The sequence below is a fragment of the Streptomyces sp. NPDC026500 genome, from assembly GCF_055567635.1.
Genome location: NZ_JBVHQB010000009.1, coordinates 30,821 through 52,473 on the forward strand (window position 1 = coordinate 30,821; position 21,653 = coordinate 52,473).

23 protein-coding genes are annotated in these 21,653 nt (G+C 70.9%); 14 read left to right on the forward strand and 9 right to left on the reverse strand.

Annotated elements, in window-relative coordinates; translation table 11 throughout:
* Positions 1 to 14 precede the first annotated feature (14 nt).
* A complete protein-coding gene (locus ACZ4N5_RS17870; RefSeq protein WP_081223215.1) occupies positions 15 to 482 on the reverse strand; it encodes a pyridoxamine 5'-phosphate oxidase family protein in 468 nt (155 codons plus the stop codon).
* A 243-nt stretch (positions 483 to 725) separates the two neighbouring features.
* Between ACZ4N5_RS17870 and ACZ4N5_RS17875 the strand changes: the two genes are divergently transcribed.
* On the forward strand, positions 726 to 1,364 hold the full coding sequence (locus ACZ4N5_RS17875) for a cysteine hydrolase family protein (RefSeq protein WP_467758015.1): 639 nt from the start codon (positions 726 to 728) through the stop codon (positions 1,362 to 1,364).
* A gap of 31 nt (positions 1,365 to 1,395) precedes the next feature.
* On the opposite strand, the gene ACZ4N5_RS17880 is transcribed toward ACZ4N5_RS17875, so the two are convergent.
* Entirely contained in the window at positions 1,396 to 1,881 is a 486-nt protein-coding gene (locus ACZ4N5_RS17880; RefSeq protein ID WP_467758016.1) for a Rieske (2Fe-2S) protein, read from the reverse strand.
* 221 nt (positions 1,882 to 2,102) lie between these two features.
* Between ACZ4N5_RS17880 and ACZ4N5_RS17885 the strand changes: the two genes are divergently transcribed.
* The 7 genes from ACZ4N5_RS17885 to ACZ4N5_RS17915 all read left to right on the forward strand — a co-directional run bounded on the left by ACZ4N5_RS17885 (position 2,103) and on the right by ACZ4N5_RS17915 (position 8,363).
* Entirely contained in the window at positions 2,103 to 2,876 is a 774-nt protein-coding gene (locus tag ACZ4N5_RS17885; protein ID WP_467758017.1) for a HipA family kinase, read from the forward strand.
* Positions 2,873 to 3,256: a DUF3037 domain-containing protein gene (locus tag ACZ4N5_RS17890; protein WP_467758018.1), complete on the forward strand. Its 384-nt coding sequence runs from the start codon at positions 2,873 to 2,875 to the stop codon at positions 3,254 to 3,256. Before ACZ4N5_RS17885 ends, ACZ4N5_RS17890 begins: the two co-directional genes overlap by 4 nt.
* A gap of 204 nt (positions 3,257 to 3,460) precedes the next feature.
* Entirely contained in the window at positions 3,461 to 4,222 is a 762-nt protein-coding gene (gene fabG / locus ACZ4N5_RS17895; RefSeq protein WP_328556799.1) for a 3-oxoacyl-ACP reductase FabG, read from the forward strand.
* Between the two features lie 17 nt (positions 4,223 to 4,239).
* Positions 4,240 to 5,001: an SDR family oxidoreductase gene (locus ACZ4N5_RS17900; protein WP_467758019.1), complete on the forward strand. Its 762-nt coding sequence runs from the start codon at positions 4,240 to 4,242 to the stop codon at positions 4,999 to 5,001.
* 250 nt (positions 5,002 to 5,251) lie between these two features.
* Positions 5,252 to 6,832 carry an ABC transporter substrate-binding protein gene (locus ACZ4N5_RS17905; RefSeq protein WP_467758020.1) on the forward strand — a complete coding sequence of 527 codons (1,581 nt, stop codon included), beginning with the start codon at positions 5,252 to 5,254 and terminating at the stop codon, positions 6,830 to 6,832.
* A gap of 167 nt (positions 6,833 to 6,999) precedes the next feature.
* Positions 7,000 to 7,683, forward strand: coding sequence for a uracil-DNA glycosylase (locus ACZ4N5_RS17910; RefSeq protein WP_351133963.1), 684 nt, complete (start codon positions 7,000 to 7,002; stop codon positions 7,681 to 7,683).
* Positions 7,684 to 7,805: 122 nt separating this feature from the next.
* Positions 7,806 to 8,363, forward strand: a complete 558-nt coding sequence (locus ACZ4N5_RS17915; protein ID WP_467758268.1) for a hypothetical protein — start codon at positions 7,806 to 7,808, stop codon at positions 8,361 to 8,363.
* 197 nt (positions 8,364 to 8,560) lie between these two features.
* Here ACZ4N5_RS17915 and ACZ4N5_RS17920 read toward each other — a convergent pair whose 3' ends face one another.
* Positions 8,561 to 9,022, reverse strand: coding sequence for a hypothetical protein (locus ACZ4N5_RS17920; protein ID WP_467758021.1), 462 nt, complete (start codon positions 9,020 to 9,022; stop codon positions 8,561 to 8,563).
* A 554-nt stretch (positions 9,023 to 9,576) separates the two neighbouring features.
* On the opposite strand from ACZ4N5_RS17920, the gene ACZ4N5_RS17925 reads away from it, so the two are divergent.
* Complete coding sequence (locus tag ACZ4N5_RS17925; protein WP_467758022.1) at positions 9,577 to 10,488, forward strand: Gfo/Idh/MocA family protein; 912 nt, start codon at positions 9,577 to 9,579, stop codon at positions 10,486 to 10,488.
* Here ACZ4N5_RS17925 and lnt read toward each other — a convergent pair.
* Both lnt and ACZ4N5_RS17935 read right to left on the reverse strand, forming a co-directional pair.
* A complete protein-coding gene (gene lnt, locus ACZ4N5_RS17930; RefSeq protein ID WP_467758023.1) occupies positions 10,406 to 11,992 on the reverse strand; it encodes an apolipoprotein N-acyltransferase in 1,587 nt (528 codons plus the stop codon). The two genes, ACZ4N5_RS17925 and lnt, sit on opposite strands and share 83 nt — an antisense overlap.
* 160 nt (positions 11,993 to 12,152) lie before the next feature.
* Entirely contained in the window at positions 12,153 to 12,638 is a 486-nt protein-coding gene (locus ACZ4N5_RS17935; RefSeq protein ID WP_467758024.1) for a nuclear transport factor 2 family protein, read from the reverse strand.
* A gap of 337 nt (positions 12,639 to 12,975) precedes the next feature.
* Between ACZ4N5_RS17935 and ACZ4N5_RS17940 the strand changes: the two genes are divergently transcribed.
* Positions 12,976 to 13,716: an SDR family NAD(P)-dependent oxidoreductase gene (locus tag ACZ4N5_RS17940; protein ID WP_467758025.1), complete on the forward strand. Its 741-nt coding sequence runs from the start codon at positions 12,976 to 12,978 to the stop codon at positions 13,714 to 13,716.
* Positions 13,717 to 13,745: 29 nt separating this feature from the next.
* Here the strand turns inward: ACZ4N5_RS17940 and ACZ4N5_RS17945 are convergent, their stop codons facing one another.
* Both ACZ4N5_RS17945 and ACZ4N5_RS17950 read right to left on the reverse strand, forming a co-directional pair.
* Complete coding sequence (locus ACZ4N5_RS17945; RefSeq protein WP_467758026.1) at positions 13,746 to 13,925, reverse strand: hypothetical protein; 180 nt, start codon at positions 13,923 to 13,925, stop codon at positions 13,746 to 13,748.
* A gap of 734 nt (positions 13,926 to 14,659) precedes the next feature.
* Entirely contained in the window at positions 14,660 to 14,833 is a 174-nt protein-coding gene (locus ACZ4N5_RS17950) for a hypothetical protein (RefSeq protein WP_467758027.1), read from the reverse strand.
* Between the two features lie 458 nt (positions 14,834 to 15,291).
* Here ACZ4N5_RS17950 and ACZ4N5_RS17955 point away from each other — a divergent pair, with 458 nt between their 5' ends.
* Entirely contained in the window at positions 15,292 to 16,494 is a 1,203-nt protein-coding gene (locus tag ACZ4N5_RS17955; RefSeq protein ID WP_467758028.1) for a T4 RnlA family RNA ligase, read from the forward strand.
* Positions 16,495 to 16,660: 166 nt separating this feature from the next.
* Here the strand turns inward: ACZ4N5_RS17955 and ACZ4N5_RS17960 are convergent, their stop codons facing one another.
* Entirely contained in the window at positions 16,661 to 17,536 is an 876-nt protein-coding gene (locus tag ACZ4N5_RS17960; RefSeq protein WP_467758029.1) for an undecaprenyl-diphosphate phosphatase, read from the reverse strand.
* Between the two features lie 597 nt (positions 17,537 to 18,133).
* Here ACZ4N5_RS17960 and ACZ4N5_RS17965 point away from each other — a divergent pair.
* The 3 genes from ACZ4N5_RS17965 to ACZ4N5_RS17975 are packed head-to-tail and all read left to right on the forward strand — an operon-like array spanning position 18,134 to position 21,029.
* Positions 18,134 to 19,369, forward strand: coding sequence for a Gfo/Idh/MocA family protein (locus ACZ4N5_RS17965; protein ID WP_467758030.1), 1,236 nt, complete (start codon positions 18,134 to 18,136; stop codon positions 19,367 to 19,369).
* Entirely contained in the window at positions 19,366 to 20,307 is a 942-nt protein-coding gene (locus tag ACZ4N5_RS17970) for a DUF6807 domain-containing protein (RefSeq protein WP_467758031.1), read from the forward strand. Before ACZ4N5_RS17965 ends, ACZ4N5_RS17970 begins: the two co-directional genes overlap by 4 nt.
* On the forward strand, positions 20,301 to 21,029 hold the full coding sequence (locus ACZ4N5_RS17975) for a cupin domain-containing protein (RefSeq protein ID WP_467758269.1): 729 nt from the start codon (positions 20,301 to 20,303) through the stop codon (positions 21,027 to 21,029). Before ACZ4N5_RS17970 ends, ACZ4N5_RS17975 begins: the two co-directional genes overlap by 7 nt.
* Before the next feature lie 146 nt (positions 21,030 to 21,175).
* On the opposite strand, the gene ACZ4N5_RS17980 is transcribed toward ACZ4N5_RS17975, so the two are convergent.
* Entirely contained in the window at positions 21,176 to 21,637 is a 462-nt protein-coding gene (locus ACZ4N5_RS17980; RefSeq protein ID WP_467758032.1) for a winged helix-turn-helix transcriptional regulator, read from the reverse strand.
* Between the last annotated feature and the right edge of the window lie 16 nt (positions 21,638 to 21,653).

Sequence of the window (21,653 nt, forward strand, 5' to 3'; positions counted from 1 at the left end):
CGACCGGACAGGTCCTACATCGGGGGGAGCTTGCGGAAGTCCCACGAGGCGATCGCGTCCGGTGTCAGCCGCATCCAGGCGTGCCGGCCGTCGTGCGGCATCTCCTCCAGGCCGAAGTTCTTGCGGGCGAACAGGGTCTCCGGGACGTCGAGTTCGGCGCACAGTTCCCCCGTGCGCGGGAACTCGCCGACGAACTCCACCGTGCCGGACAGCTCGACGCCCCGCAACTCCCCGTACTCCTCACCGGAGTCGATCACCACGGCGACCCGCGGATCGTTCCGCAGCTGCACCCAGCGCTTGCTGCGCACCACCGAGTACAGCCACAGCGAGGTGCCGTCCCAGGTGAACCAGAGGGCACTCACATGCGGGACTCCGTCCTTCGACACGGAGGCGACGCGGCAGGTGCGCTGAGTGGTGAGGAACTCGTCCAGTTCACCCGGGGTCATCATGATCTTCCGGCCTCTGCGCTGGGTGACGGCCATACGGTCCCCTCTTCTTCTGTGAATCGGCTCTGTCCGTGCCGAGCTGTGTCGGCGGCCCGCCCCGGGCCGCTCCTCGTACCGGCCGTGTCCCGGGCCGGCCCCGCGGGGCCGGCCCGTTCCGTACCCGGACAAGGGTTCCTGCAAAGGTTCCTGACGCTCCGTCAGGAAAGCATGAGGCGTCTTCCGCCCTATCGCAATGGTCGTTACGCTCGCCCGTCCCGAACCGCGACGACAAGGAGAGTCATGCCGTCGTTCGAGCAACTCAGTGAACTCCTCGACCCCGTCGGCACGGTACTGCTCACCGTGGAGTGCCAACAGGGTGTCGTGGGCCAGGACAGCGCGCTGCCCGAACTCGCCAAGGAAGCACGGTCGTCCGGAGCGCTCACCCGGGTCGCCCGGCTGGTCGCAGCCGCGCACGAGAGCGGGGTGCAGGTGATCCACGCGGTCGCCGAACGCCGTCCGGACGGCCGCGGCGCGAACCGCAATGCCCGGCTGTTCCGCGCGGCCGAGCGGCTGCCGGTGCAGCAGCTGACCGGGACGACGGCGGTGCGGATCGCGCCACCCATCGAGGTCGCCGAGGAGGACTTCGTCGTACGCCGGCTGCACGGTCTGTCGCCGATCGCGGGCACCGACGTCGACCCGCTGCTGCGCAACCTGGGCTGCCGCACCCTCGTCGTGACCGGAGTATCGGCCAACATCGCCATCCCCAACGCCGTGTTCGACGCCGTGAACCGCGGCTACACCGTCGTCGTGCCGGCGGACGCCATCGCGGGGGTGCCCTCCGAGTACACCCCCGCAATGGTCCGCAACACGCTCGCGCTGGTCGCCACGATCACGACCACCGACGACGTGCTCGCCTGCTTCAAGCGACGACGACGCTGACACTGACGTTCCGAGCGGTCGGCGGTCGGCGTCAGGCGAGCTTGATCGAGTCCCCGTCGACGGTGATCTTGGCGGCGGCCAGCGCGCTAGTCGCGGGCCCCTTCTTCACACTTCCGTCGGTCGCGGAGAACTGGCTGTTGTGGCAGGGACAGGTGATGACACCGTTCGCGATGTCCTTGACCGCACAGCCCTGGTGGGTGCACTTGGACGAGAAGGCCTTGAAGGTGCCCGCCGTCGGCTGGGTCACCACGACGCCCTTGTCGGCGAAGACCTTGCCACCGCCCTCCGGGATGTCGCCGGTCTTGGCGAGTTCCGTGCCGCCCGCGTTCCCGGCCGCGCCGTTGTCGCCGCCGCCCGAGGTCCCGCCGCTCGCGCCGTTGCCGGAGCCCACGGTGTTGGAGGCCTTGTCGTCCGCCCCGCACGCGGTCAGCGCGACGGCGAGCCCTGTCGCGCCGACCGCCGCCACGACGGTGCGCCGGGCCGGTGCCTGTGCGGGGTGAAGCGATTCGCTGGTCATGCTGGCTTTCCCTTCAGCGGACATGATCTGGATCTGCTCAGAGGTACGGTCCGGCCGTGCGCGCTGTTCAGGGAATGGAGACTTCTTGACCGGATCGACAGCGTTCCGACAGCCGAGCCGCCGCGATCACGATCCGCCGCTGCCGCAGATCCCGGGGGCCGCTCCGGCCGCCGCCCCCGGATTGCGTCCGCCGCACGGGACCATCCCAGTAACCTGGGGCGATGCTCAAGGAAGTGAACGCCACCCGCTACATCACGCCCTTGCGTGAGGGCGGCTCGCTGCCGGGACTCGTCGAGGCCGACGACCTCGGGACGTACGTCATGAAGTTCACCGGCGCCGGACAGGGGCGCAAGACGCTCGTCGCGGAGGTCGTCTGCGGTGAACTCGCCCGCCGGCTCGGTCTGCGGGTGCCCGGCCTGGTGACGATCGGCCTCGACCCGGTCCTCGGGCTCGGTGAACCGGACCAGGAGGTCCAGGAACTGCTGAAGTCGAGCGGCGGCCCGAACCTCGGGATGGACTTCCTCTCCCGCGCCATCGGCTTCGACCCGCTCGCCTTCGAGGTGAGCGCCGAGGACGCCGGCCGGATCGTCTGGTTCGACGCCCTGGTGAACAACGTCGACCGCTCCTGGCGCAACCCCAACCTGCTGATGTGGCACGGCGACCTGTGGCTCATCGACCACGGCGCCACGATGATCTGGCATCACCACTGGCCGGGCGCGGAAGCTTCCGCCGCCAAGCCGTACGACATCTCCGACCACGCACTCGCCCCCTTCGGGCCGGACATCGCCTCGGCGGCCGCCGAGCTGGCCCCGCTGGTCACCGAGGACCTGCTCGCCGAGGTCACCGCCGAGATCCCCGACGCCTGGCTGGCGGGCGAACCCGGCTTCGACTCGGCGGACGCGCTGCGGCGGGCCTACGCGCGGCCGCTGCTGGCACGCGCCGGCGTCATCCACGAGCGGATCAAGGGCCTCGCCGGCATCGAGGGGGACAGGTGAGCGAGCGGGACGTCTTCGAGTACGCGCTGCTGCGCGTGGTGCCGCGGGTCGAGCGCGGCGAGTGCTTCAACGCGGGCGTGCTGGTGTACTGCCGCGCCCACTCGTTCGTCGCGGCCCGTACCCATCTGGACGAGAACAAGCTGTTCGCGCTCGACCCGGACGCGGACGTGGTGGGCGTACGGGCCGCGCTGCGCGCTGTCGAAGCTGTCTGCGCCGGAGGAAACGCCGCTGGTCAAGCGGCGAACGACGACGCCGGACGGCGTTTTCGCTGGCTGATCGCGCCGCGCTCGACGGTGGTCCAGCCGGGTCCCGTGCACACCGGCCTGACCGCCGATCCGCGGGTCGAGACCGAGCGGTTGCTCCAGCTCCTGGTCAGGTAATGGATCACATGGGCGCGGTGTGCCGTTGACACCGCGTGCCAGGGCTTCTAGCGTCACGTCTGCTGAAGGTACTAAGCGGTCGCTCACTGGACGGGCGTACCGTGAGAGCCGCGGGTCTTCCGGGACCCCCGAAGACTCCGCAAGGGTGTCGAGACAGCTTGGCCGGGCTTGGGCCGGCTTTTCCAAGGGCGAGGAGAACCAGCAATGTCCACCACTGAGCAGCGCGTCGCCGTAGTCACCGGTGCCGCGCGCGGCATCGGCGCCGCGACCGCCGTACGACTGGCCGCGGAAGGCCGCGCCGTCGCGGTGATCGACCTCGACGAGGCCGCGTGCAAGGACACCGTGGAGAAGATCACCGCGGCCGGCGGCAAGGCCCTCGCGGTCGGCTGCGACGTCTCCGACGAGGCCCAGGTGGAGGCCGCCGTCGCACGGATCGCCGAGGAGCTCGGCGCGCCGACCATCCTGGTGAACAACGCGGGCGTCCTCCGCGACAACCTGCTGTTCAAGATGAGCGCGTCCGACTGGGACACCGTCATGAACGTGCACCTGCGCGGCGCCTTCCTGATGGCGAAGGCCTGCCAGAAGCACATGGTCGACGCCAAGTTCGGCCGTATCGTCAACCTGTCCTCGTCCTCGGCGCTGGGCAACCGCGGCCAGGCCAACTACTCCACCGCCAAGGCCGGTCTCCAGGGCCTCACCAAGACCCTGGCCATCGAGCTCGGCAAGTTCGGCGTGACCGCGAACGCCGTGGCGCCCGGCTTCATCGTCACCGACATGACCGCCGCCACCGCCGCCCGCGTCGGGATGGACTTCGACGACTTCCAGGCCGCGGCCGCCACCCAGATCCCCGTGCAGCGCGTCGGCAACCCCGACGACATCGCCAACAGCATCGCCTTCTTCACCGGCGAGGCCGCCGGATTCGTCTCCGGCCAGGTGCTGTACGTGGCCGGCGGACCGCTCAACTAGGCGCGGGGGAAAAGCACATGACCACGCTCCCCGAACTCTCGGGCAAGGTCGCGCTCATCACGGGTGCGAGCCGCGGCATCGGCTACGGCGTCGCGGAGGCCCTGGTCGCCCGCGGCGACCGGGTCTGCATCACCGGCCGCAACGAGGACGCCCTCAAGGAGGCCATCGAGACGCTCGGTGCCGACCGCGTCATCGGTGTGGCCGGCAAGGCCCACGACGAGGCCCATCAGGCCGTCGCCGTGGAGCGCACCATGGAGGCCTTCGGCCGCGTCGACTTCCTGGTCAACAACGCCGGTACGAACCCGGTGTTCGGGCCGATCGCCGAGCTGGACCTCAATGTGGCGCGCAAGGTCTTCGAGACCAACGTCGTCTCCGCGCTCGGCTTCGCCCAGCAGACCTGGAAGGCCTGGCAGGGCGAGAACGGCGGCGCGATCGTCAACATCGCCTCGGTCGCCGGCCTCGCGCCCTCGCCGTTCATCGGCGCGTACGGCATCAGCAAGGCCGCGATGATCAACCTGACGGTGCAGCTGGCGCACGAGTTCGCGCCCAAGGTGCGGGTCAACGCCATCGCGCCCGCCGTGGTGAAGACGAGGTTTGCGGCCGCACTCTACGAGGGCCGTGAGGCGGAGGCCGCCGCGGCCTACCCGCTCGGCCGGCTCGGCGTGCCCTCCGACATCGGCGGAGCCGCCGCGTTCCTGACCTCGCAGCAGTCGGACTGGGTCACCGGTCAGACGCTCGTGGTCGACGGCGGAATGTTCCTCAACGCCGGAGTGGAATGACCCGAGGGCCGGTCGGACGTTCCACGCGCGCGGGGAACGTCCGACCGGCCTTTTGTCGGTAGTCGACAAAGAGCCTGCCCGCGCCGAGCGACGCGGGGCCGGATTTCCGGAGCGTCGACGCTTTCACAGAACTCTGACAACGTAGTCACAAACGTGCTGATCAAGTGCCCTGCCGGGAACACGGTTCCCCCGGCGGGGCACTGCGGTATGGTCTGCCGACCCTTGGTACGGCGGATCGAGGAGCGTGCGCGTGTTCAACCGGAACCGATGCCTGCGACAGCTGGCGGCGATCACGTCCATAACCCTGGTGGCCGGGTGTGGCGTTCTCTCCTCGGGATCGCCGGCCGACAAGGGGCCGATCGTGGTGGGCACCACGAGCGCCCCCAGCACCCTGGACCCGGCTGCTTCCTGGGACGGCTCGTGGGAGTTGTTCCGCAACATCTACCAGACGCTGCTGGGCTATCCGACCGGCTCGGTCACCCCGCAGCCCGACGCCGCCGAGAAGTGCAGGTTCACGGATGGAACCAATCGCGTCTACCGCTGCGTACTGCGTCCGAACATGAAGTTCTCCGACGGTGACCCGCTCGACGCGTCGGCCGTCAAGTACTCCATCGACCGGATCAGGACGATCGGTGTACGCGGCGGTCCCGCCGGTCTGCTCGGCAGCCTCGACCGGGTCCAGGTCCTGGGCAAGCGCGAGGTCGTCTTCCACCTCAACAAGCCGGACGCCACCTTCCCGTTCGTCCTGGCCACGCCGGCGATGTCGATCGTCGACCCCGACGAATACCCCGCCGACGCCCTGCGCAAGGACACCAAGGTCTTCGGCTCCGGGCCCTACAGCCTGCGCTCCTACACGGAGGGCAAGCAGGCCGAACTCGTCAGGAACGACCACTACGACGGCTTCGCCGAGCGCAAGAACAACGCGGTGACGATCCGTTACTTCCAGGACTCGGCCCAGCTGGTCGGGGCCCTGAAGGACAAGAAGATCGACGTCACCTACCGCGGCCTCGCCGCTTCGGACATCGTCGCCCTGCAGGGCCACGGCGACGGGAAGGACATCCAGCTCCTCGACGGCGCGGGCACCGAGATCAGTTATCTGGTCTTCAACCCGAAGGATCCGTGGGCCGGAAAGCCCGCCGTCCGCAAGGCGATCGCCCAGATCGTCGACCGGCCGGCCATCGCGCACAAGGTCTACAGGAACACCGTCGACCCGCTCTACTCGATGGTCCCCGCGGGTCTGACCGGGCACACCACCGGCTACTTCGACCAGTACGGCAACCCCAACCCGTCCAAGGCCCGCAAGATCCTGCTCGACGCGCACATCAACGGACGTGTCCCGCTCACCCTTTGGTACACGACCGACCGCTACGGCTCCGAGACCGCCCCGGAGTTCCGCGAACTCAAGAGCCAGCTCGAACGCTCCGGCCTGTTCACCGTCACGCTCAAGAGCCGTCCCTGGAAGACGTACGAAGCGGGCTACCGCGCCGGCGAGTACCCGGTGTTCGGCCGCGGCTGGTTCCCCGACTTCCCCGACGCCGAGAATTTCATCGCCCCCTTCGTCGGCGAGCAGAATGCCCTCGGGACGCCCTATCCGGCCCCGCGGATCACCGGCCGCCTGCTGCCCGAGTCGCGCGCCGTGCGCGATCGCGCGGCGGTGGTCAAGGAGTTCGAGGAGGCCCAGCAGATCCTCGTCGACGACGCCCGGCTGCTGCCCCTGTGGCAGGGCAGGCAGTACGTGGCCGCGAACGAGGAGATCTCGGGCGGCGAGCGGGCACTGGACCCGTCGACGATCATGACGATGTGGGAGCTGGACCGCAAACCGAGCTGGTAGCGGGCCCGGGACCGGCTGCCGGAAGAACCCCGTGCCGCCGGTCGGCGGCGCGCCGTGGGGGCACACGGTACCGGGCCTACGGCCTCGACGCGGGCGACGAACCGATTGTCAGTGCTCGACGGTAGGTTCTGTGGTCTGGAAGTCATCGCACATCGAAGGAAGTTGACGTGACCGATATCGCCATGCTGCCCGAGTCCTGGCGCGGCGTCCTGGGTGAGGAGCTGCAGCAGCCCTACTTCAAGGAACTCACCGAGTTCGTCGAGGAGGAGCGGGCGAAGGGTCCCGTCTACCCTCCGCGGGAGGAGGTCTTCGCCGCGCTCGACGCCACGCCGTACGAGCGGGTGAAGGTATTGGTTCTCGGTCAGGATCCGTACCACGGCGAGGGGCAGGGGCACGGCCTGTGCTTCTCGGTCCGTCCTGGAGTGAAGACCCCGCCGTCCTTGCGGAACATCTACAAGGAGATGAAGGAGGAGCTGGGCACCCCGATCCCGGACAACGGCTATCTGATGCCGTGGGCCGAGCAGGGCGTGCTGCTGCTCAACGCGGTGCTGACCGTGCGCTCCGGCGAGGCGAACTCGCACAAGGGCAAGGGCTGGGAGAAATTCACGGACGCGGTCATCCGCGCGGTGGCCGACCGCCCCGACCCGGCGGTCTTCGTGCTGTGGGGCAACTACGCGCAGAAGAAGCTCCCGCTGATCGACGAGGAGCGGCATGTGGTGGTGAAGGGGGCGCACCCCTCGCCGCTGTCCGCGAAGAAGTTCTTCGGTTCGCGTCCGTTCACGCAGATCAACGAGGCCGTGGCGGCCCAGGGCCATGAGCCGATCGACTGGCGCATCCCGGACCTGGGCTGAGCGCCGAGCCGCTGGGCGGGACCGTCACCGGCCTGGCCCAGCGGCGTACGGGGGCGCCTGAGCGGGATTGTCAGTGGCTCCGGTTAGCGTCGTGAGGGACAGTGACGATCCTGGAGGACGCGGTGGCGGAGCAACAGGAGCAGGCGGCGCCGGACGCCATGATGACCCGGATCGGACAGGCCGTCATGCTGCACCACGCCGGTGACCGCGAGGAGGCCCGCGGTCGCTTCCTGAGTCTGTGGGGCGAGATCGGCGAAGGCGGTGACGCCCTGCACCGCTGCACGCTGGCGCACTACATGGCCGACACCCAGGACGACCCCGCGGACGAACTCGCGTGGGACCTGCGGGCCCTGGCGGCGGCCGAGGAGCTCGCCGACGGCCGGGTCGCCGAGCCCCATCAGTCCCTTGCCGTACGCGCGTTCTACCCATCGCTGCATCTGAACCTCGCCGCCGACTACGCGAAGCTCGGCCGCTCGGAGGCCGCCCGCACTCATCTGCGCCGGGCCCGCGGTGCGGTCGGCGCCCTCGCGGACGACAGATACGGGGACGGTGTCCGCGCGGCGATCGGCCGTCTGGAGCTGAGGCTCCAGGACACCGGCACCTCGGCGGAGGCCGGCCGCCCCGACCGCTTCGGCGGCCCCGGGGGCGAGACACTCGGACCGCCAAGACAGCGGCCCTGATGTCCAATGTCCCGTCCCGTCGGGGCGGCAGGTGGTTCGGGTTCTGAGCCTCGTCCCGCGGTGGGCGGCAGGCGGTGCGGTCCTGAGCCCCGCCTTGCCGGGCACGGTGGCGCTGTCCCGAGCCCTTTCGTGCCGGGCGCGGGACGCTGGGCACCGGGTCCCCGGTGTCGCAACCTGGCCGGGGTCGCCGGGCGCCGTCAGTTTCCGTACGTCTTCACACAGATGACCGCCTCCGGGCTGTCCGCCTTCCAGCCCCCGTATTTCCTGCCGAGGGCGCACACATCCGACCGCTTCGGCACGGCGGGGATGCCGGGCGGGCCGGCGACGCGGGGTTTCGCGTGCCGCGGATCTGGACGCGGGGCCGGGCGGTCGTGCCGCGGAGGGGCCGGGGGTGCCACGGCCTGCGGTGGGGGAGCCGACCGGTGCCGGGTCGCCGTGTCGGGTGAGGGCTGGTGCGAGGCACCGACGCGCTCCAGCGCCTCCCTGGCCGGTGCCTGCACGATCTGGGACCTCTCTTTGCTGTCCTGGTGCGGCGCGGCGGGCCCGGACGGGGCGGAAGGGGAGCCGGAGGCGGGCGGCCGCTGGACGGTCACACAGCCGGAGAGGGCGGTGACTGCCACGGCGACCAGGAGCGTTGCGGTCGTCGTCGTTCGATACACCCACGCAACTCTGCTGGTTCCGGACCGCTTTGGGGAGCGGAGAAGTTCAGGATGCCCCGCACGGGTGATCCTTCCGCTCCTCCGGCGGGCACGGACATCGGCGAGCTGACACGCTGCCGGGTGCGCCGGGTGCGCCGGGTGCGCCGGGTGCGCCGGGTGCGCCGGGTGCACGGGGCGTGCGGGGTACGCCGGGTACACGGGGTACCCCGGGTATGCGGGGTGTGCGAAGTGCGCGGGTTCGGCCGGGGTGCGGCCCTCTTCCGCGGGGAGTGGTCCGCCACCCCCAACCGGCACGGGCCGCAGACCAGGCCGCCCACTCGGGGGACCGGGGACCTCGAACAAGGCACCCGTCGCCCGTAAGGCCCTCTGGGCGGCCCGGACCAACGGATGGACGACCGCGCCGTGATCGCCCTGCGCAGCACGGCGTTCACGGCCTTGTCCGAGGCGGGGCCCGCGCCCTTCCCGCGGAGCTCCGACGGAATCGCCGACCGGCGCCCGCCGCGGCGGCCGTATGCTTCCGACGGAACCCGCGTCGGCGACTGAAGGAGACCCCTGTGAAGGTCGGCTGCATCGGACTCGGCGACATCGCGCAGAAGGCGTATCTGCCGGTGCTCGGCGTGCGGCCCGAGATCGAACTGCATCTGCAGACGCGGACGCCCGCCACGCTCGACCGGGTCGCCGACGGCCTTCACCTGCCGCGGGCGCAGCGCCACACCGACCTGGCGGACCTGCTGGCCCAGGACCTCGACGCCGCGTTCGTGCACGCGGCCACCGTCGCCCACCCGGAGATCGTCGCGCGTCTGCTGGAGGCGGGCGTACCGACGTACGTCGACAAGCCGCTCGCGTACGAGCTGGCCGAATCGGAGCGGCTGGTCCGGCTCGCCGAGGAGCGGAACGTCAGCCTCGCGGTCGGCTTCAACCGGCGTCACGCGCCCGGATACGCACAATGCGTCGAACACCCGCGCGAGCTGATCCTGATGCAGAAGAACCGCACAGGGCTGCCCGAGGAGCCCCGCACCATGGTCCTCGACGACTTCATCCACGTCGTCGACACCCTGCGCTTCCTGGTGCCGGGTCCGGTCGACGACGTGACGGTGCGGGCCCGTGCCGAGGACGGGCTGCTGCACCACGTGGTGCTCCAGCTCGCCGGAGAAGGATTCACGGCACTCGGTGTGATGAACCGGCTGAGCGGCTCGAGCGAGGAGATCCTCGAGGTCTCGGGCCAGGACACCAAGCGTCAGGTGGTCAATCTCGCCGAGGTGATCGACCACAAGGGGCAGCCGACCGTGCGACGGCGCGGCGACTGGGTGCCGGTGGCCAGACAGCGCGGTATCGAGCAGGCGGTCCTCGCGTTCCTCGACGCCGTGCGCGCGGGAAAGGTGCTCAGCGCCCGGGACGCGCTGGCGACTCACGAGTTGTGCGAGCGGGTGGTACGAGCGGTCGAGGAGCGGTCCGCCGCAGCCTGAACGTGCGCGCGCCCTCCGTCACGCACAGCGCCGCCATCACCAGCAGCGCGCCGTGCACCGGCCAGTCGCCGAACCGGACGTACGGCGTGACACCCCGGGCCAGCGGCACCTCGTAGACCATCGCGCTGCTCGTGCCGGTGCCGAGCCAGGAGCCGATGCGCTCGCCGTCCGGCCCGTAGACGGCGGAGACGCCGGTGAGGGTCGCGTGCACCATGGAGCGGCCGGTCTCGGCGGCGCGCAGCGCGGCGAGCGAGGCATGCTGCTCGGGCGCCCAGCTGTGCTGGAACGTCGACGTCGAGGACTGGGCCACCAGCACCTCGGCGCCGTCCTGGGCGAGGTGGCGGCTCATGTCGGGGAACGCCGACTCGAAGCAGATCATGGGGCCGACGCGCAGCCCGTGCCCGACGTTCATCACCACCTGCTCGGTGCCCCGCCTGCGGTCCTCGCCCGCGGCCTTGCCTACCGAGGTGGCCCAGCCGAGCAAGGAGCGCGCCGGCACGTACTCGCCGAACGGGACCAGCCGCATCTTGTCGTAGCGGTCGCCGGTCGGACCGTGCGGTCCCACCAGGACGGAGCTCTTGTAGATCCCGGGCCGGTCGGAGCGGCGCGCGTCGACGTTCACCAGGATGTCGGCGCCGACCTCGTGGGACAGCGTCGCGATGCGGTGTGCCAGATCGGGCCGGTCGGCCAGGTCGAAGCCGACGCTGCTCTCGCCCCAGACGACCAGGTCGGCGCCCTGCCCCGCGAGTTCCCGGGTAAGGGCTTCCTCGCGCGCGAAGCGCTTGTCGCCGCTCGTGCTGCCGTCCACGACACCTGGCTGCACGACCGCGATCCGCACCCGGCCGTCGACGTCTGGGCGCGGCGACCACACCCAGGCCGCCGAGGTGGCGGCGGCCGTCGCGACCAGTCCGGCCACGGCGGGCATACGGGACTCACGCACCGAGACCAGCACGGCGACCGCGACGTTGACCGCCACCACCAGGAAGCTGAGCAGCCACACCCCGCCGACCGAGGCCAGCCGCAGCGCGGGCCCCACCTGCCACTGACTCGATCCGAGCAGACCCCAGGGGCCGCCCAAGCCCTGCCAGGACCGAGCGAGTTCGACCATCAGCCACCCCGACGGCAGGACGAGGAGGGCGGCGCCGACCTGGCCCGGTGACGGCACCCCGGCCAGGAACCGCCGGACGAGCCAGCCCCACGGGGCCCACAGCGCGCCGAGCAGTGCCGCTATGACCAGCGTGAAGACATTCAGGCTCGGCAACAGCCAGTGGTGCACGGCCAGTATGAAACCGAACCCGCCGAGCCAGCCGTCGTACGCGGCACGCCTGCCCGTGGGGGCCGAGCGGGCCAGCAGGATCCAGGGCACCAGCGCCACGTACGCGAACCACCACCAGGACGGGGCGGGGAAGGCGAACACGGGCAGCGCGCCCGCCAGCGCGGCGACGGCACCGCGCCGCCAGGGGGAGACCAGCCATGGGCCGAACGCACGGTCGGGCCTCTTCATCCTTCGCCTCCCTGCCCCGCAGTGTCTCCAGTGTGCGCGTCGGGGGCGATCTCCGACAGGGGGCAGGGAGATCGGGAGGGGGCGCGTCGGCAGGGAAGCGCCCCAAGTCCTGGAGGCGGTTCGGGAACGCGCCGGATCGGTGGGGAAGCCGACCGATGGCTCAGGGGTTCGCGGGCGCGTGCCGGGGCTGCGGCATCCGGCGCCACTTCTCCTGGACGACCACCTGACGCAGCCGCCAGCCGTCGTGGGTGCGCACCAGGCCGAAGGCGTAACGGCCGCCGCACACAAAGTCGGGCGCGGTGGAATCCCCGTCCTGCCCCGCGAACCGCATCGGATTGATGTAGTCCGCCTGTACCTCGGCCGTGTCGCCGGTGTCCTGATCCAGGACGCCGAACCGCACACGCCGGTTGACGATCAGATGCTGGCGCATCGCGAACAGTTCCAGGCTCTGTGAAAGCCATCGGGCGACCTCGGTGGCGTCGCCCTCGACGCCGCCGGACGAGCGGTAGTCGGCGCGGCCTTTCGGTGTGAACAGCCCCCGGTACGCCTCCCAGTCGCCGTCGTCCACTGCCACCGCGTACGCGGTGACGATCTCGTCCACGGCGAACCGGTCCAGCACGGTCGCGAGCTCCACACGCTGCGTCATCGGCTCAGTGTTGGCCACGGGGCCTGCCACGCCAAGGGGCTGTGCGGGGATATTCGGTGTCCGGCAGGGTTCGATTCGGCATCGGTCAGCACGGTCCGGGCGGTCGGCACGGTCCGTGCGGTCTTGTGGGTGAGGCGGCACTCGTACGCGGGCGAGCCGTTCCTGGAAGTCCGAGACGTCATGCCGGGGCCGGCGCGGATCTGCCATCGTTGGTGATCCATGATCGACCGCGGACGACCCGTCCATAGGGATCCGGTCCGATCGGGAAGTGTTCCCACCCATGTCGGTCACCCCCGCTCATGCGTCGGTGACCCGTCTGCCACTCCAGGAGGCTCATATGGCACGTCCCGTCACGATCGTCACGGGTGGCAGCCGGGGGATCGGCGCCGCGACCTGTAAACGGCTCGCGGCGGACGGGCACGACGTCGTCGTCGGTTTCGTGAGCGACGGCGAGGCCGCCGAGCGGACCGCGACCGCCGTCCGCGCGGCCGGGGCACGCTGTGCCACGGTACGCGTGGACACCTCCGACGAGGCCGACGTCGAGCGGCTCTTCGACACGGCCGCGGACCGGTTGGGGCAGGTGACGGGGCTGGTGAACAACGCCGGGGTGACCGGACCGCTCGGGCGGCTCGCGGACGCCGACCCCGCGGATCTGCGACGCGTGATCGAGGTCAATGTGCTCGGCACGCTGCTGTGTTCGCGGCGCGCCGCCCGGTCCATGGCCGCCCTGGGGGGCGGCGCCATCGTGAATGTGACCTCGGCGGCCGCCACGCTCGGCAGTCCCGGCGAATTCGTGCACTACGCGGCGAGCAAGGCGGCCGTCGACGCGCTGACCACGGGACTCGCCAAGGAACTCGGCCCCGACGGCATCCGTGTCAACGCCGTCGCGCCCGGCATGATCGACACCGAGATGCACGCGACCATGGGTGACCCGGGGCGTGCCGAACGTGCCGCCTCGTCGATTCCACTGCGCCGCGTCGGCGGGGCGCAGGAAATCGCCGCCGCCATCGCGTGGTTGATGTCGCCCGAAGCGTCGTACACGACGGGGGCGGTGCTAAGGGTGTCCGGCGGGCGGTGAGCCCGTGCGCGCCGGAATCGCGAAAGGCCCTACGCCGCCTCGATGATCTCGCCGCGTATCGCCTCGGCCCACTTCACGACCAACAGCTCGTACTCCGCCCGCTCCTGTGGGGACAGAGAGCCGCCTGTCCGCGTCCACAGGGAGCGGATCTGTTCGTTCAGCGCGGCGGCAGACCGCACGGAACCAGGCGGAGTGACATCGGGGGACATGCGCACCAGCCTAGGCGCAAGGACTGACACTGCGCTACCGGGCGGCTACTCAAGCCGTATGTGCTTCGTCACGCGAATCCGGCCGATGCCCAGTTGCGCGCCGAACTCCCCTTCTCGCGGCCTCAGTTGTCCTGGTCGGCGCCGCACCGACCAGGTGGACGGAAACGTCCACGGGGCCGGTGCGAGCTGCGCGGAACAGAGGAGATCCCTGCCGCGTGGGGGCGGTCGGGTCGGGTGGGGCCGCTGCGCTCGCGTCGCGTGGTGGACTCGCGCCGGGTGGGTGTATTCGAGGCTCGGGGTGGACAGTTCGGCACCGACGGGGGCGGGCCGCAACGCGACACCATCCCCGGAAGGCAGCACACGACGGCCGAACCGGCATGACCGTTCTGCGAGATCGTCGCCGGGCGTGCACCCGCCGAGTGGATCGGCGGGCGTGATCACTGGCCCGACGCCGTCGCTCTCGTACCGCTTTCGAAGCCCTGCCGGAGGAAGCCGGCGAAGGAGAAGACGGAGGGTGGGCCGCACCGCTCGGCCTGCCGGACCCGCCTGCCGCGAATGCCCGCTGCCGTGCCGGACCGGGCACATCCCGGAGTCGTGGTCGAGCGGATCCTCGGGCGGCGAAGCGATGGGAACCGCGCAGACCCGTCCCTGTCCGCATCCACGCGAGACAGCGACGAGCGCACACTCGAAAGCCCCCTGGAGCGATCCCGGGGGGCTGTGGTTCCGTCGCGGGCTCAACCGTTCGGCCCGCCCGACTCCGCTCTCTCCGCCCAGACCCGCGCCGCGAGCGCGTCAGCCTCGTCCTGCGGGATTCCCGCCTTCACGAGGATGATCCCGCGGCTGCCGTCGGGAAACTTCACACTGCGCGCTTCCGTGCCCAAGCGGCCCAGCATCGGCGCCTTCGGCATGCTCCACCTCCAGTCGGGGAGACCACGCTAAAACGCGTCGGCGCAGTCCGCAGAAGTGTTCGGCCAGACGGCCTACAGCGCCTTCGCTCCCCGCTGGTCGAAATCCGCTTGGCCGATCCCTGCTCCGGCGGGAGGATCAGCGTCATCCCGGCGACGTGGACCGGGTCGACGGACACCGCGGGCTGCGGGCGCCCACCGTCATGCGAGAGGAAGCGACGTGAGCAGCCGTCCGACCGCGGCCGACGTGTCCGGCCCGCCAGAGCCGCAGGCCGACGTCCTCGCCCGCCACGCGACCCGCCGGCCCCACCCCGTGCTGCCGGTGTCGATCTCCACGTGCATGTGCCGACGCTGTCGGGCCGGCGCGTCAGTGGTCTCGTCGCGTGGGCGGGACAAGACATCGGGCGTTACGGCGAAGAAGCCGAGCGGGGCGTCGGCCGAGGGCGCGGGCGGAGGCTGCCATGCGGCTCTCTGACCTGTTCCGCCTTCGCGACCTCGAGGCCGCCGTCATGGACGGCTACGTGACACGCAAGGCCCATCCGTCTCTGCCGCTCCGCATCCTCACGTACACGAGAACGTGCCAGTACGAGCGCGCCTGGACCCCGGTCACCCTCCATTGCCGCGGCCTGATCACCGATGACAGGACCGGCGCCATCGTGGCGCGGCCGTTTCCGAAGTTCTTCAATGTCGGCGAGCACCAGCTCGGCAGCGAGTACGCACCGCCGCTCCCCGACGGCGAACCGTTCGAGGTGTACGACAAGGTCGACGGATCGCTCGGCATCGTCTTCCACTACGACGGCCGGTGGTGTGCCGCGACGAAGGGCTCGTTCACCAGCGAGCAGGCGCGGTGGGCGCAGGCCTGGCTCGACGGCCACGACACCAGCCGGCTCCAGTGCGGAACCACCTACCTCGCCGAGGTCGTCCACCCGGAGAACCGGATCGTCGTCGACTACGGGGACCGTCAAGACCTGGTGCTGCTGGCCGCGTTCGAGCCGGACGGCACCGAGACTCCGCTCGCCGTCGCCGCCGGCGACTGGGCGTCCGTCGGCTCCGTCGTCCGTACGTGGCCCACCCTCCCGCTGCCCGAACTGCTGAAGCTCACCGAGGCCGACACCCGCCCCGACGGCCGGCGGACGAACGGCATGCACGCCGAGGGCTATGTCATCCGCTACGCCGGCGGGCTGCGGGTGAAGGCGAAGCTCGCCGAGTACGTCCGTCTCCACAAGGTGCTCACCGGGATCACCGAGCGGGACATCTGGCGCTGCCTCGGTATGCAGAGGTTCGCCGGCCGGCCACCGAAGCTCGTGGCGAAGGCGCTTGGCTGCCCGGTCACGGAGGTGTCCGCGCTCGGGGCCGACGGCAAGGGCCCCCTGGACGCGCTGCTGGAGCAGGGGCCCGACGAGTTCGACACATGGGTGCGCGGCGTCGTGGCGCGGTTGGAGCGAGACGCCGCCGCGGTGGAGACGGTCGCGGACCACGCGTTCCAGCGCATCGCCCACCTCGGCGCAGACCGCGGGGAATTCGCTCGCGCGGCGCGGGCCATCCGTGACCCGGTCGTGCGAGCGACTATGTTCCTGGTCCTCGACGGCAAGCCGCTCGACCTGCACCTGTGGCGGTCCATCAAGCCCGGGACGTCCGCGCCGTTCGTCGCCGACGACGAATGATCAGCCCTGCACGGCGGCGAACGCCGTCACTTCGGCGAGTGGGGGACGGCTCGGAGACGGCTGGGAGGACAGGCCCCCGTCGCTCCGTCCAGCCACGTGATTCTGCTAGCGGGTCCGGGATCAGGCACGTGGTTCCGCCATGAGGAGCAGCCGGGAAAGGGTCGGCTCAGCCGGCGGATTCGGCTGCGTGAGGGCTGAGGACATCGGTGCCGACCAGCCCGATGATGACGAAGCCGAGCACGATCCGGTACCAGACGAACGGCATGAAGCTCTTGTGGGAGATGAACTTCATGAACCACGCGATCACCGCGTAGCCGACCGCGAAGGCGATGATCGTCGCGAACATGGTGGGCCCCCACGAGACATGGCCCTGAGCGGCCGCGTCCTTGAGCTCGAACGTGCCGGAGGCGAGGACGGCCGGCATGGCGAGGAGGAAGGAGTAACGGGCCGCCGCCGCACGGCTGTAGCCCATGAAGAGGCCGCCGCTGATGGTCGCGCCGGACCGGGAGACCCCGGGGATCAGGGCCATCGCCTGGCAGACGCCGTACAGCAGGCCGTCCTTGGTGTTCAGGTCCTCAAGTACCTTGCGCTGCTTGGCCGCCCGCTGCCTGCCGCCCGTCTCGTCGCGTGCCGCGAGCCGGTCGGCGATGCCTAGCACGACGCCCATCACGATCAACATGGTCGCGGTGACCCGCAGATCGCGGAACGGCCCCTCGATCTGGTCCTTGAGCGTGATCCCCAGCACCCCGATCGGGATCGAGCCGACGATGACCAACCACCCCATCTTCGCGTCGTGGTTGCCGCGCATCGCCTTGTCCGTGAGCGAGCGGAACCATGCCGACAGGATCCTTCCCACGTCCTTGCGGAAGTAGATCAGCACCGCCGCCTCCGTTCCGAGCTGCGTGATCGCGGTGAACGCCGCGCCGGGGTCCTCCCAGCCCGCGAACGCCGCCGTCAGCCGTAGATGCGCGCTGGAGGAGACGGGAAGGAATTCGGTCAGCCCCTGGACGAGTCCGAGGATGAGAGATTGAAACCAAGACATGAAGCTACGCGGTCCAAGTGCTGATCGTGGAACGGGAGATGGGCACGCCGGATCGCGGTGCGAGGTGATCATGGGTGCTGAGGGCAGCCTAACCTCCGCCCGCCGACCCGGGCCACAGGGGTTCCGGGACCGCTCCCGCGAATGCTGCGCCGTCGGGGTGCCCGGCGTCGTTATACCCCCGGTGATCGTCCCGTCGTGGCGGTCGGTCGCCGACCCGATTCCGATCCGGGCTCGGTCGGGTCAGGTTCGGGTCCGGCCGGATTCCGATCCGGGCTCGGCCCGATTCCCGGCCCGATTCCGATCCGGGCCTGGCCGCGTCAGATCCGCGTCCGGCGAGATCCGGGTCCGTTCAGGGACCGGGCGCGATCCGGCTTAGGTCAGGGATCGGGTGTCGTCCAGGTTCGGCCGGGGCGGGATGACACCCGATGGCACGGTGACCGGGGTGTTGACCGGCCGCCCGGCCGACGCTTACGTTGCAGCGGCAGGGAAAGCGCTTGCTACCACCGTTCGCGTCCGTTCGGAGATGTGCGTCCGTCCGGTGGAGCCATGCGCTGGCCGACGTCTGACATCACGTCCGATGGAGCGCTGATCAGGTAGATGACCGTATCCCGTACCGCAACAGCCCCCCAGGCCTCTACGAACCGCGCCGCGAACGCCCCCCTCGACGGTCGCCGCATCAGGGTCGCCGTCGTCGGCGCGGGCGCCATCGCGCGCGGGAGTCATCACCCCGCACTCGCCCGGCTCGCGGAGGAGGGCGAGACGGAGATCGTCGCCGCGGTGGACATCGCCGAGGGCGCGGTCCGGCAGTTCTGCGCCGAGGCGGGCATTCCGCACGCGTACACCGATCTGGACCGGATGCTCGTGGAACAGCGGCCCGATCTGGTCGCCGTCTGCACCCCGCCCACCCTGCACCGGGAGCAGAGCGTCGCCGCGCTGCGGGCGGGCGCGTGGGTGTGGTGCGAGAAGCCGCCCGTGCCGACGCTCGCCGACTTCGACGCCGTCGAGGCGGCGGAGGGCACGGACGGCGGGCCGTACGCCGCGATCGTCTTCCAGCACCGCTTCGGCTCGGGCGCCCGGCATGTACGGCGCCTGATCGCGGAGCGGGCGATGGGCCGGCCGCTCGTCGCGCACTGCCAGACCACTTGGTACCGCGACGCCGCCTACTACGCCGTCCCCTGGCGCGGCCGCTGGGCGACCGAGGGCGGCGGGCCCGCGATGGGACACGGCATCCACCAGATGGATCTGCTGCTGGACCTGCTGGGGCCGTGGACCGAGGTGCGCGCGATGGCCGGTCGTCTGGTGCACGACGTGGAGACGGAGGACGTCTCGACCGCCCTCGTCCGCTTCGCGAACGGCGCTCTGGCGACCGTCGTCAACAGTGTGCTGAGCCCCGACGAGGTCAGCCGCATCCGCGTCGACTGCGAGCGCGCCACCGTCGAGCTGACCCACCTGTACGGCCATGGCAACGACAACTGGCGGATCACCCCCGCGCCCGACGTGCCGGAGGCGGACGTCGCGGCCTGGCGGGATTTCGGCGCGGACGTGCCCAGTTCGCACCTCGCGCAGCTACGGGACCTCGTCGCCGGCATGCGGGCGGGCGAACGGCCGCGCAGCAGCGGTGCCGACGGGCGGACCAGCCTGGAACTGATCACCGCGCTCTACAAGTCGGCGTTCACGGACACGACCGTCCGCGCGGGAGAGATCGGTCCGGGAGACCCGTACTACACGGCACTGCACGGCGGCGCGCCCGGCTGGACACCCGCCGGGCCCGAGTCGGCGGCGCCCGAGGTGGCCGAGGCGCCTGCGGCGGCACGCGCGGAGGCCCGGGCATGAGCGAGGAGCCGGAGTCCGGCCTGCGGATCGTCCACACGCACGGGGAGCGCATCTCGATCAGTGAAGTCTCCACCGGCGTCGAGCTGTTGAACTACGTCTACCGGCCCGAGGCCGCCTGGGAGTCACCGAAGCCGTATCTGCATCCGCTGCGGACGCTGGCCGGCAACGTCGTCACGGACTACCGCCCGAACGACCACCGCTGGCACAAGGGCCTCCAGATGACGGCCTCGCACCTCTCCGGACAGAACCTGTGGGGCGGCAACACCTACGTCCACGGACAGGGATATCTCGAACTCCCGGAGCGTGTCGGGTCGATGGCGCACGTCGCCTTCGCGGAGGTCGCCGCGGCAGACGGTGGCGCGGTCATCTCCGAGCGGCTCACCTGGCATCCGTACGACGGTGAGCTGTGGGCCGACGAGGAGCGCCGCGTCGAGGTCCGCGACGTCGATCCCGGGGCGGGCTCCTGGGCGCTGACCTGGAGTTCCGCGATCACCAACCGTCGCGAAGAGCTCTTGCGCTTCGGCAGTCCGACGACCGCGGGGCGCGAGATGGCCGGCTATACGGGCCTGTTCTGGCGCGGACCGCGCGCCTTCCGGGACGGGCTGGTCATCGGGCCGGACTCCGAAGGACCCGGGCTGATGGGGCGCCAGGCGCCCTGGCTCGCGTACTCGGCGGAGCACGACGGCTCCGACGGTCATGCCACCCTCGTCTTCGCGCACGCGCCCGAGAACGACCACACCGGGTCGCGGGGCGCCCACCCGGCCCACTGGTTCGTACGCAACGAACCCTTCGCCGCTGTCGCCCCGTCCCTCGCCTTCTACGACGAACTGGAACTCGCGCCCGGCGACACCCTCACCCGCCGCTACCGGGTGGTCGTCGCCGAAGGGGCCTGGGAACGCGAGGACATCGTCAAGTACCTGGCGGAGCACCCCTGGTGAGCGCCGTGACTCCCGGCTTCCCCGGGCTACCGGGAGCCGTCGCCGTGTCGCATCTGCGGGTGTACGACTGGCGCGCGGTCGACGGCGTGTGCGGCGGAACTCCCCATCTCCACCTGACCTGTTCGGAGGCGTACGTCGTCACCGGCGGACGCGGCTCGGTCCAGACACTGACAGCATCGGGGTACGAGGTGACGCCGCTCGTGCCCGGCACGGTCGCCTGGTTCACCCCGGGCACGATCCACCGCCTCGTCAACGAGCACGACCTGTGCATCACCGTGCTCATGCAGAACAACGGCCTGCCGGAGGCGGGCGACGCGGTCATCACCCTGCCCCCGGAGTACCTGACCGATCCCGGGACCTACGCGGCGGCCACCGTCGTCCCGGCGGACGCGCCAGAGGAGGAGCAGGCGCGCTTCGCCCGCGCCCGGCGTGATCTCGCCCTGGAGGGGTACCGCGCATTGCGCGACGCGGACGGACCCGCGCCCCTCGCGGCGTTCCACCGGGCAGCCGCGGCCCTGGTGCGGCCACGCCTCACGGAGTGGCGCGAACGGTGGCGGCGCGGGGCCGAGGCCGCCGCCGCGGCGACGGGGGACCAGCTCGACCGACTGGAGCGGGGAGACGCGTCGCACCTCGCCGCGGCCGTCGTACGAGCCGAATCGCCCTCCGCACGGGGCCGGTTCGGAATGTGCGGACGGCTCGACGTCTACGAGACGGCCGACTAGGCCGTACCATCGCCCGCTGCCCGCTGCCCGCTGCCCGCTGCCCGCTGCCCGCTGCCCGCTGCCCGCTGCCCGCTGCCCGCTGCCCGCTGCCCGCTGCCCGCTGCCCGCTGCGCCCGTCTCCGCGTCCGCGTTCCCCGTGTCGGCGGTTACGCCACCGCGGGTCCCGTCACCGTCCACCCCGGGGCCTGGGGGTGGGCCGTGAGGGTTTCGTGTTCGACCTGCTCTCCGCATTCCTGGCAGACCACCAGGGGAACCAGCTCGTGGCCGCAGGTGTGCTCCAGCACCATGGGCCGGAAGCCGCCCTCCTGGAGGTGCCGGTCTCCCCACGCCATGAGCGTCAGCAGGACGGGTTGCAGTTCGAGCCCCGACCGCGTCGGCCGGTACTCATAGCGCTTGGGGCGGTCGCTGTACTCCGCCTTCTCCAGCAGACCGGCGTCGACGAGGCGCTTCAGCCGGGTCGTCAGCACGTCGCGAGGGGCGCCGGTGTTGCGTACGAGCTGGTCGAAGCGCGTGGCGCCGAGCGACACCTCGCGCAGGACCAGCAGGGAGTACTTCTCGCCGACGAGGGCGAGCGTCGCGGCGATCGAGCAGGGGCGGGGGTCCTTCATGCCCTCAGTCTACGAG

Bases quoted from the DNA above. Each gene is read 5' to 3' on its own strand.
- ACZ4N5_RS17870 (WP_081223215.1), bottom strand. From the start codon at position 482: ATGGCCGTCACCCAGCGCAGAGGCCGGAAGATCATGATGACCCCGGGT.
- ACZ4N5_RS17875 (WP_467758015.1), top strand. From the start codon at position 726: ATGCCGTCGTTCGAGCAACTCAGTGAACTCCTCGACCCCGTCGGCACG.
- ACZ4N5_RS17880 (WP_467758016.1), bottom strand. From the start codon at position 1,881: ATGACCAGCGAATCGCTTCACCCCGCACAGGCACCGGCCCGGCGCACC.
- ACZ4N5_RS17885 (WP_467758017.1), top strand. From the start codon at position 2,103: ATGCTCAAGGAAGTGAACGCCACCCGCTACATCACGCCCTTGCGTGAG.
- fabG (WP_328556799.1), top strand. From the start codon at position 3,461: ATGTCCACCACTGAGCAGCGCGTCGCCGTAGTCACCGGTGCCGCGCGC.
- ACZ4N5_RS17900 (WP_467758019.1), top strand. From the start codon at position 4,240: ATGACCACGCTCCCCGAACTCTCGGGCAAGGTCGCGCTCATCACGGGT.
- lnt (WP_467758023.1), bottom strand. From the start codon at position 11,992: ATGAAGAGGCCCGACCGTGCGTTCGGCCCATGGCTGGTCTCCCCCTGG.
- ACZ4N5_RS17935 (WP_467758024.1), bottom strand. From the start codon at position 12,638: ATGACGCAGCGTGTGGAGCTCGCGACCGTGCTGGACCGGTTCGCCGTG.
- ACZ4N5_RS17940 (WP_467758025.1), top strand. From the start codon at position 12,976: ATGGCACGTCCCGTCACGATCGTCACGGGTGGCAGCCGGGGGATCGGC.
- ACZ4N5_RS17945 (WP_467758026.1), bottom strand. From the start codon at position 13,925: ATGTCCCCCGATGTCACTCCGCCTGGTTCCGTGCGGTCTGCCGCCGCG.
- ACZ4N5_RS17950 (WP_467758027.1), bottom strand. From the start codon at position 14,833: ATGCCGAAGGCGCCGATGCTGGGCCGCTTGGGCACGGAAGCGCGCAGT.
- ACZ4N5_RS17955 (WP_467758028.1), top strand. From the start codon at position 15,292: ATGCGGCTCTCTGACCTGTTCCGCCTTCGCGACCTCGAGGCCGCCGTC.
- ACZ4N5_RS17960 (WP_467758029.1), bottom strand. From the start codon at position 17,536: ATGTCTTGGTTTCAATCTCTCATCCTCGGACTCGTCCAGGGGCTGACC.
- ACZ4N5_RS17965 (WP_467758030.1), top strand. From the start codon at position 18,134: ATGACCGTATCCCGTACCGCAACAGCCCCCCAGGCCTCTACGAACCGC.
- ACZ4N5_RS17970 (WP_467758031.1), top strand. From the start codon at position 19,366: ATGAGCGAGGAGCCGGAGTCCGGCCTGCGGATCGTCCACACGCACGGG.
- ACZ4N5_RS17980 (WP_467758032.1), bottom strand. From the start codon at position 21,637: ATGAAGGACCCCCGCCCCTGCTCGATCGCCGCGACGCTCGCCCTCGTC.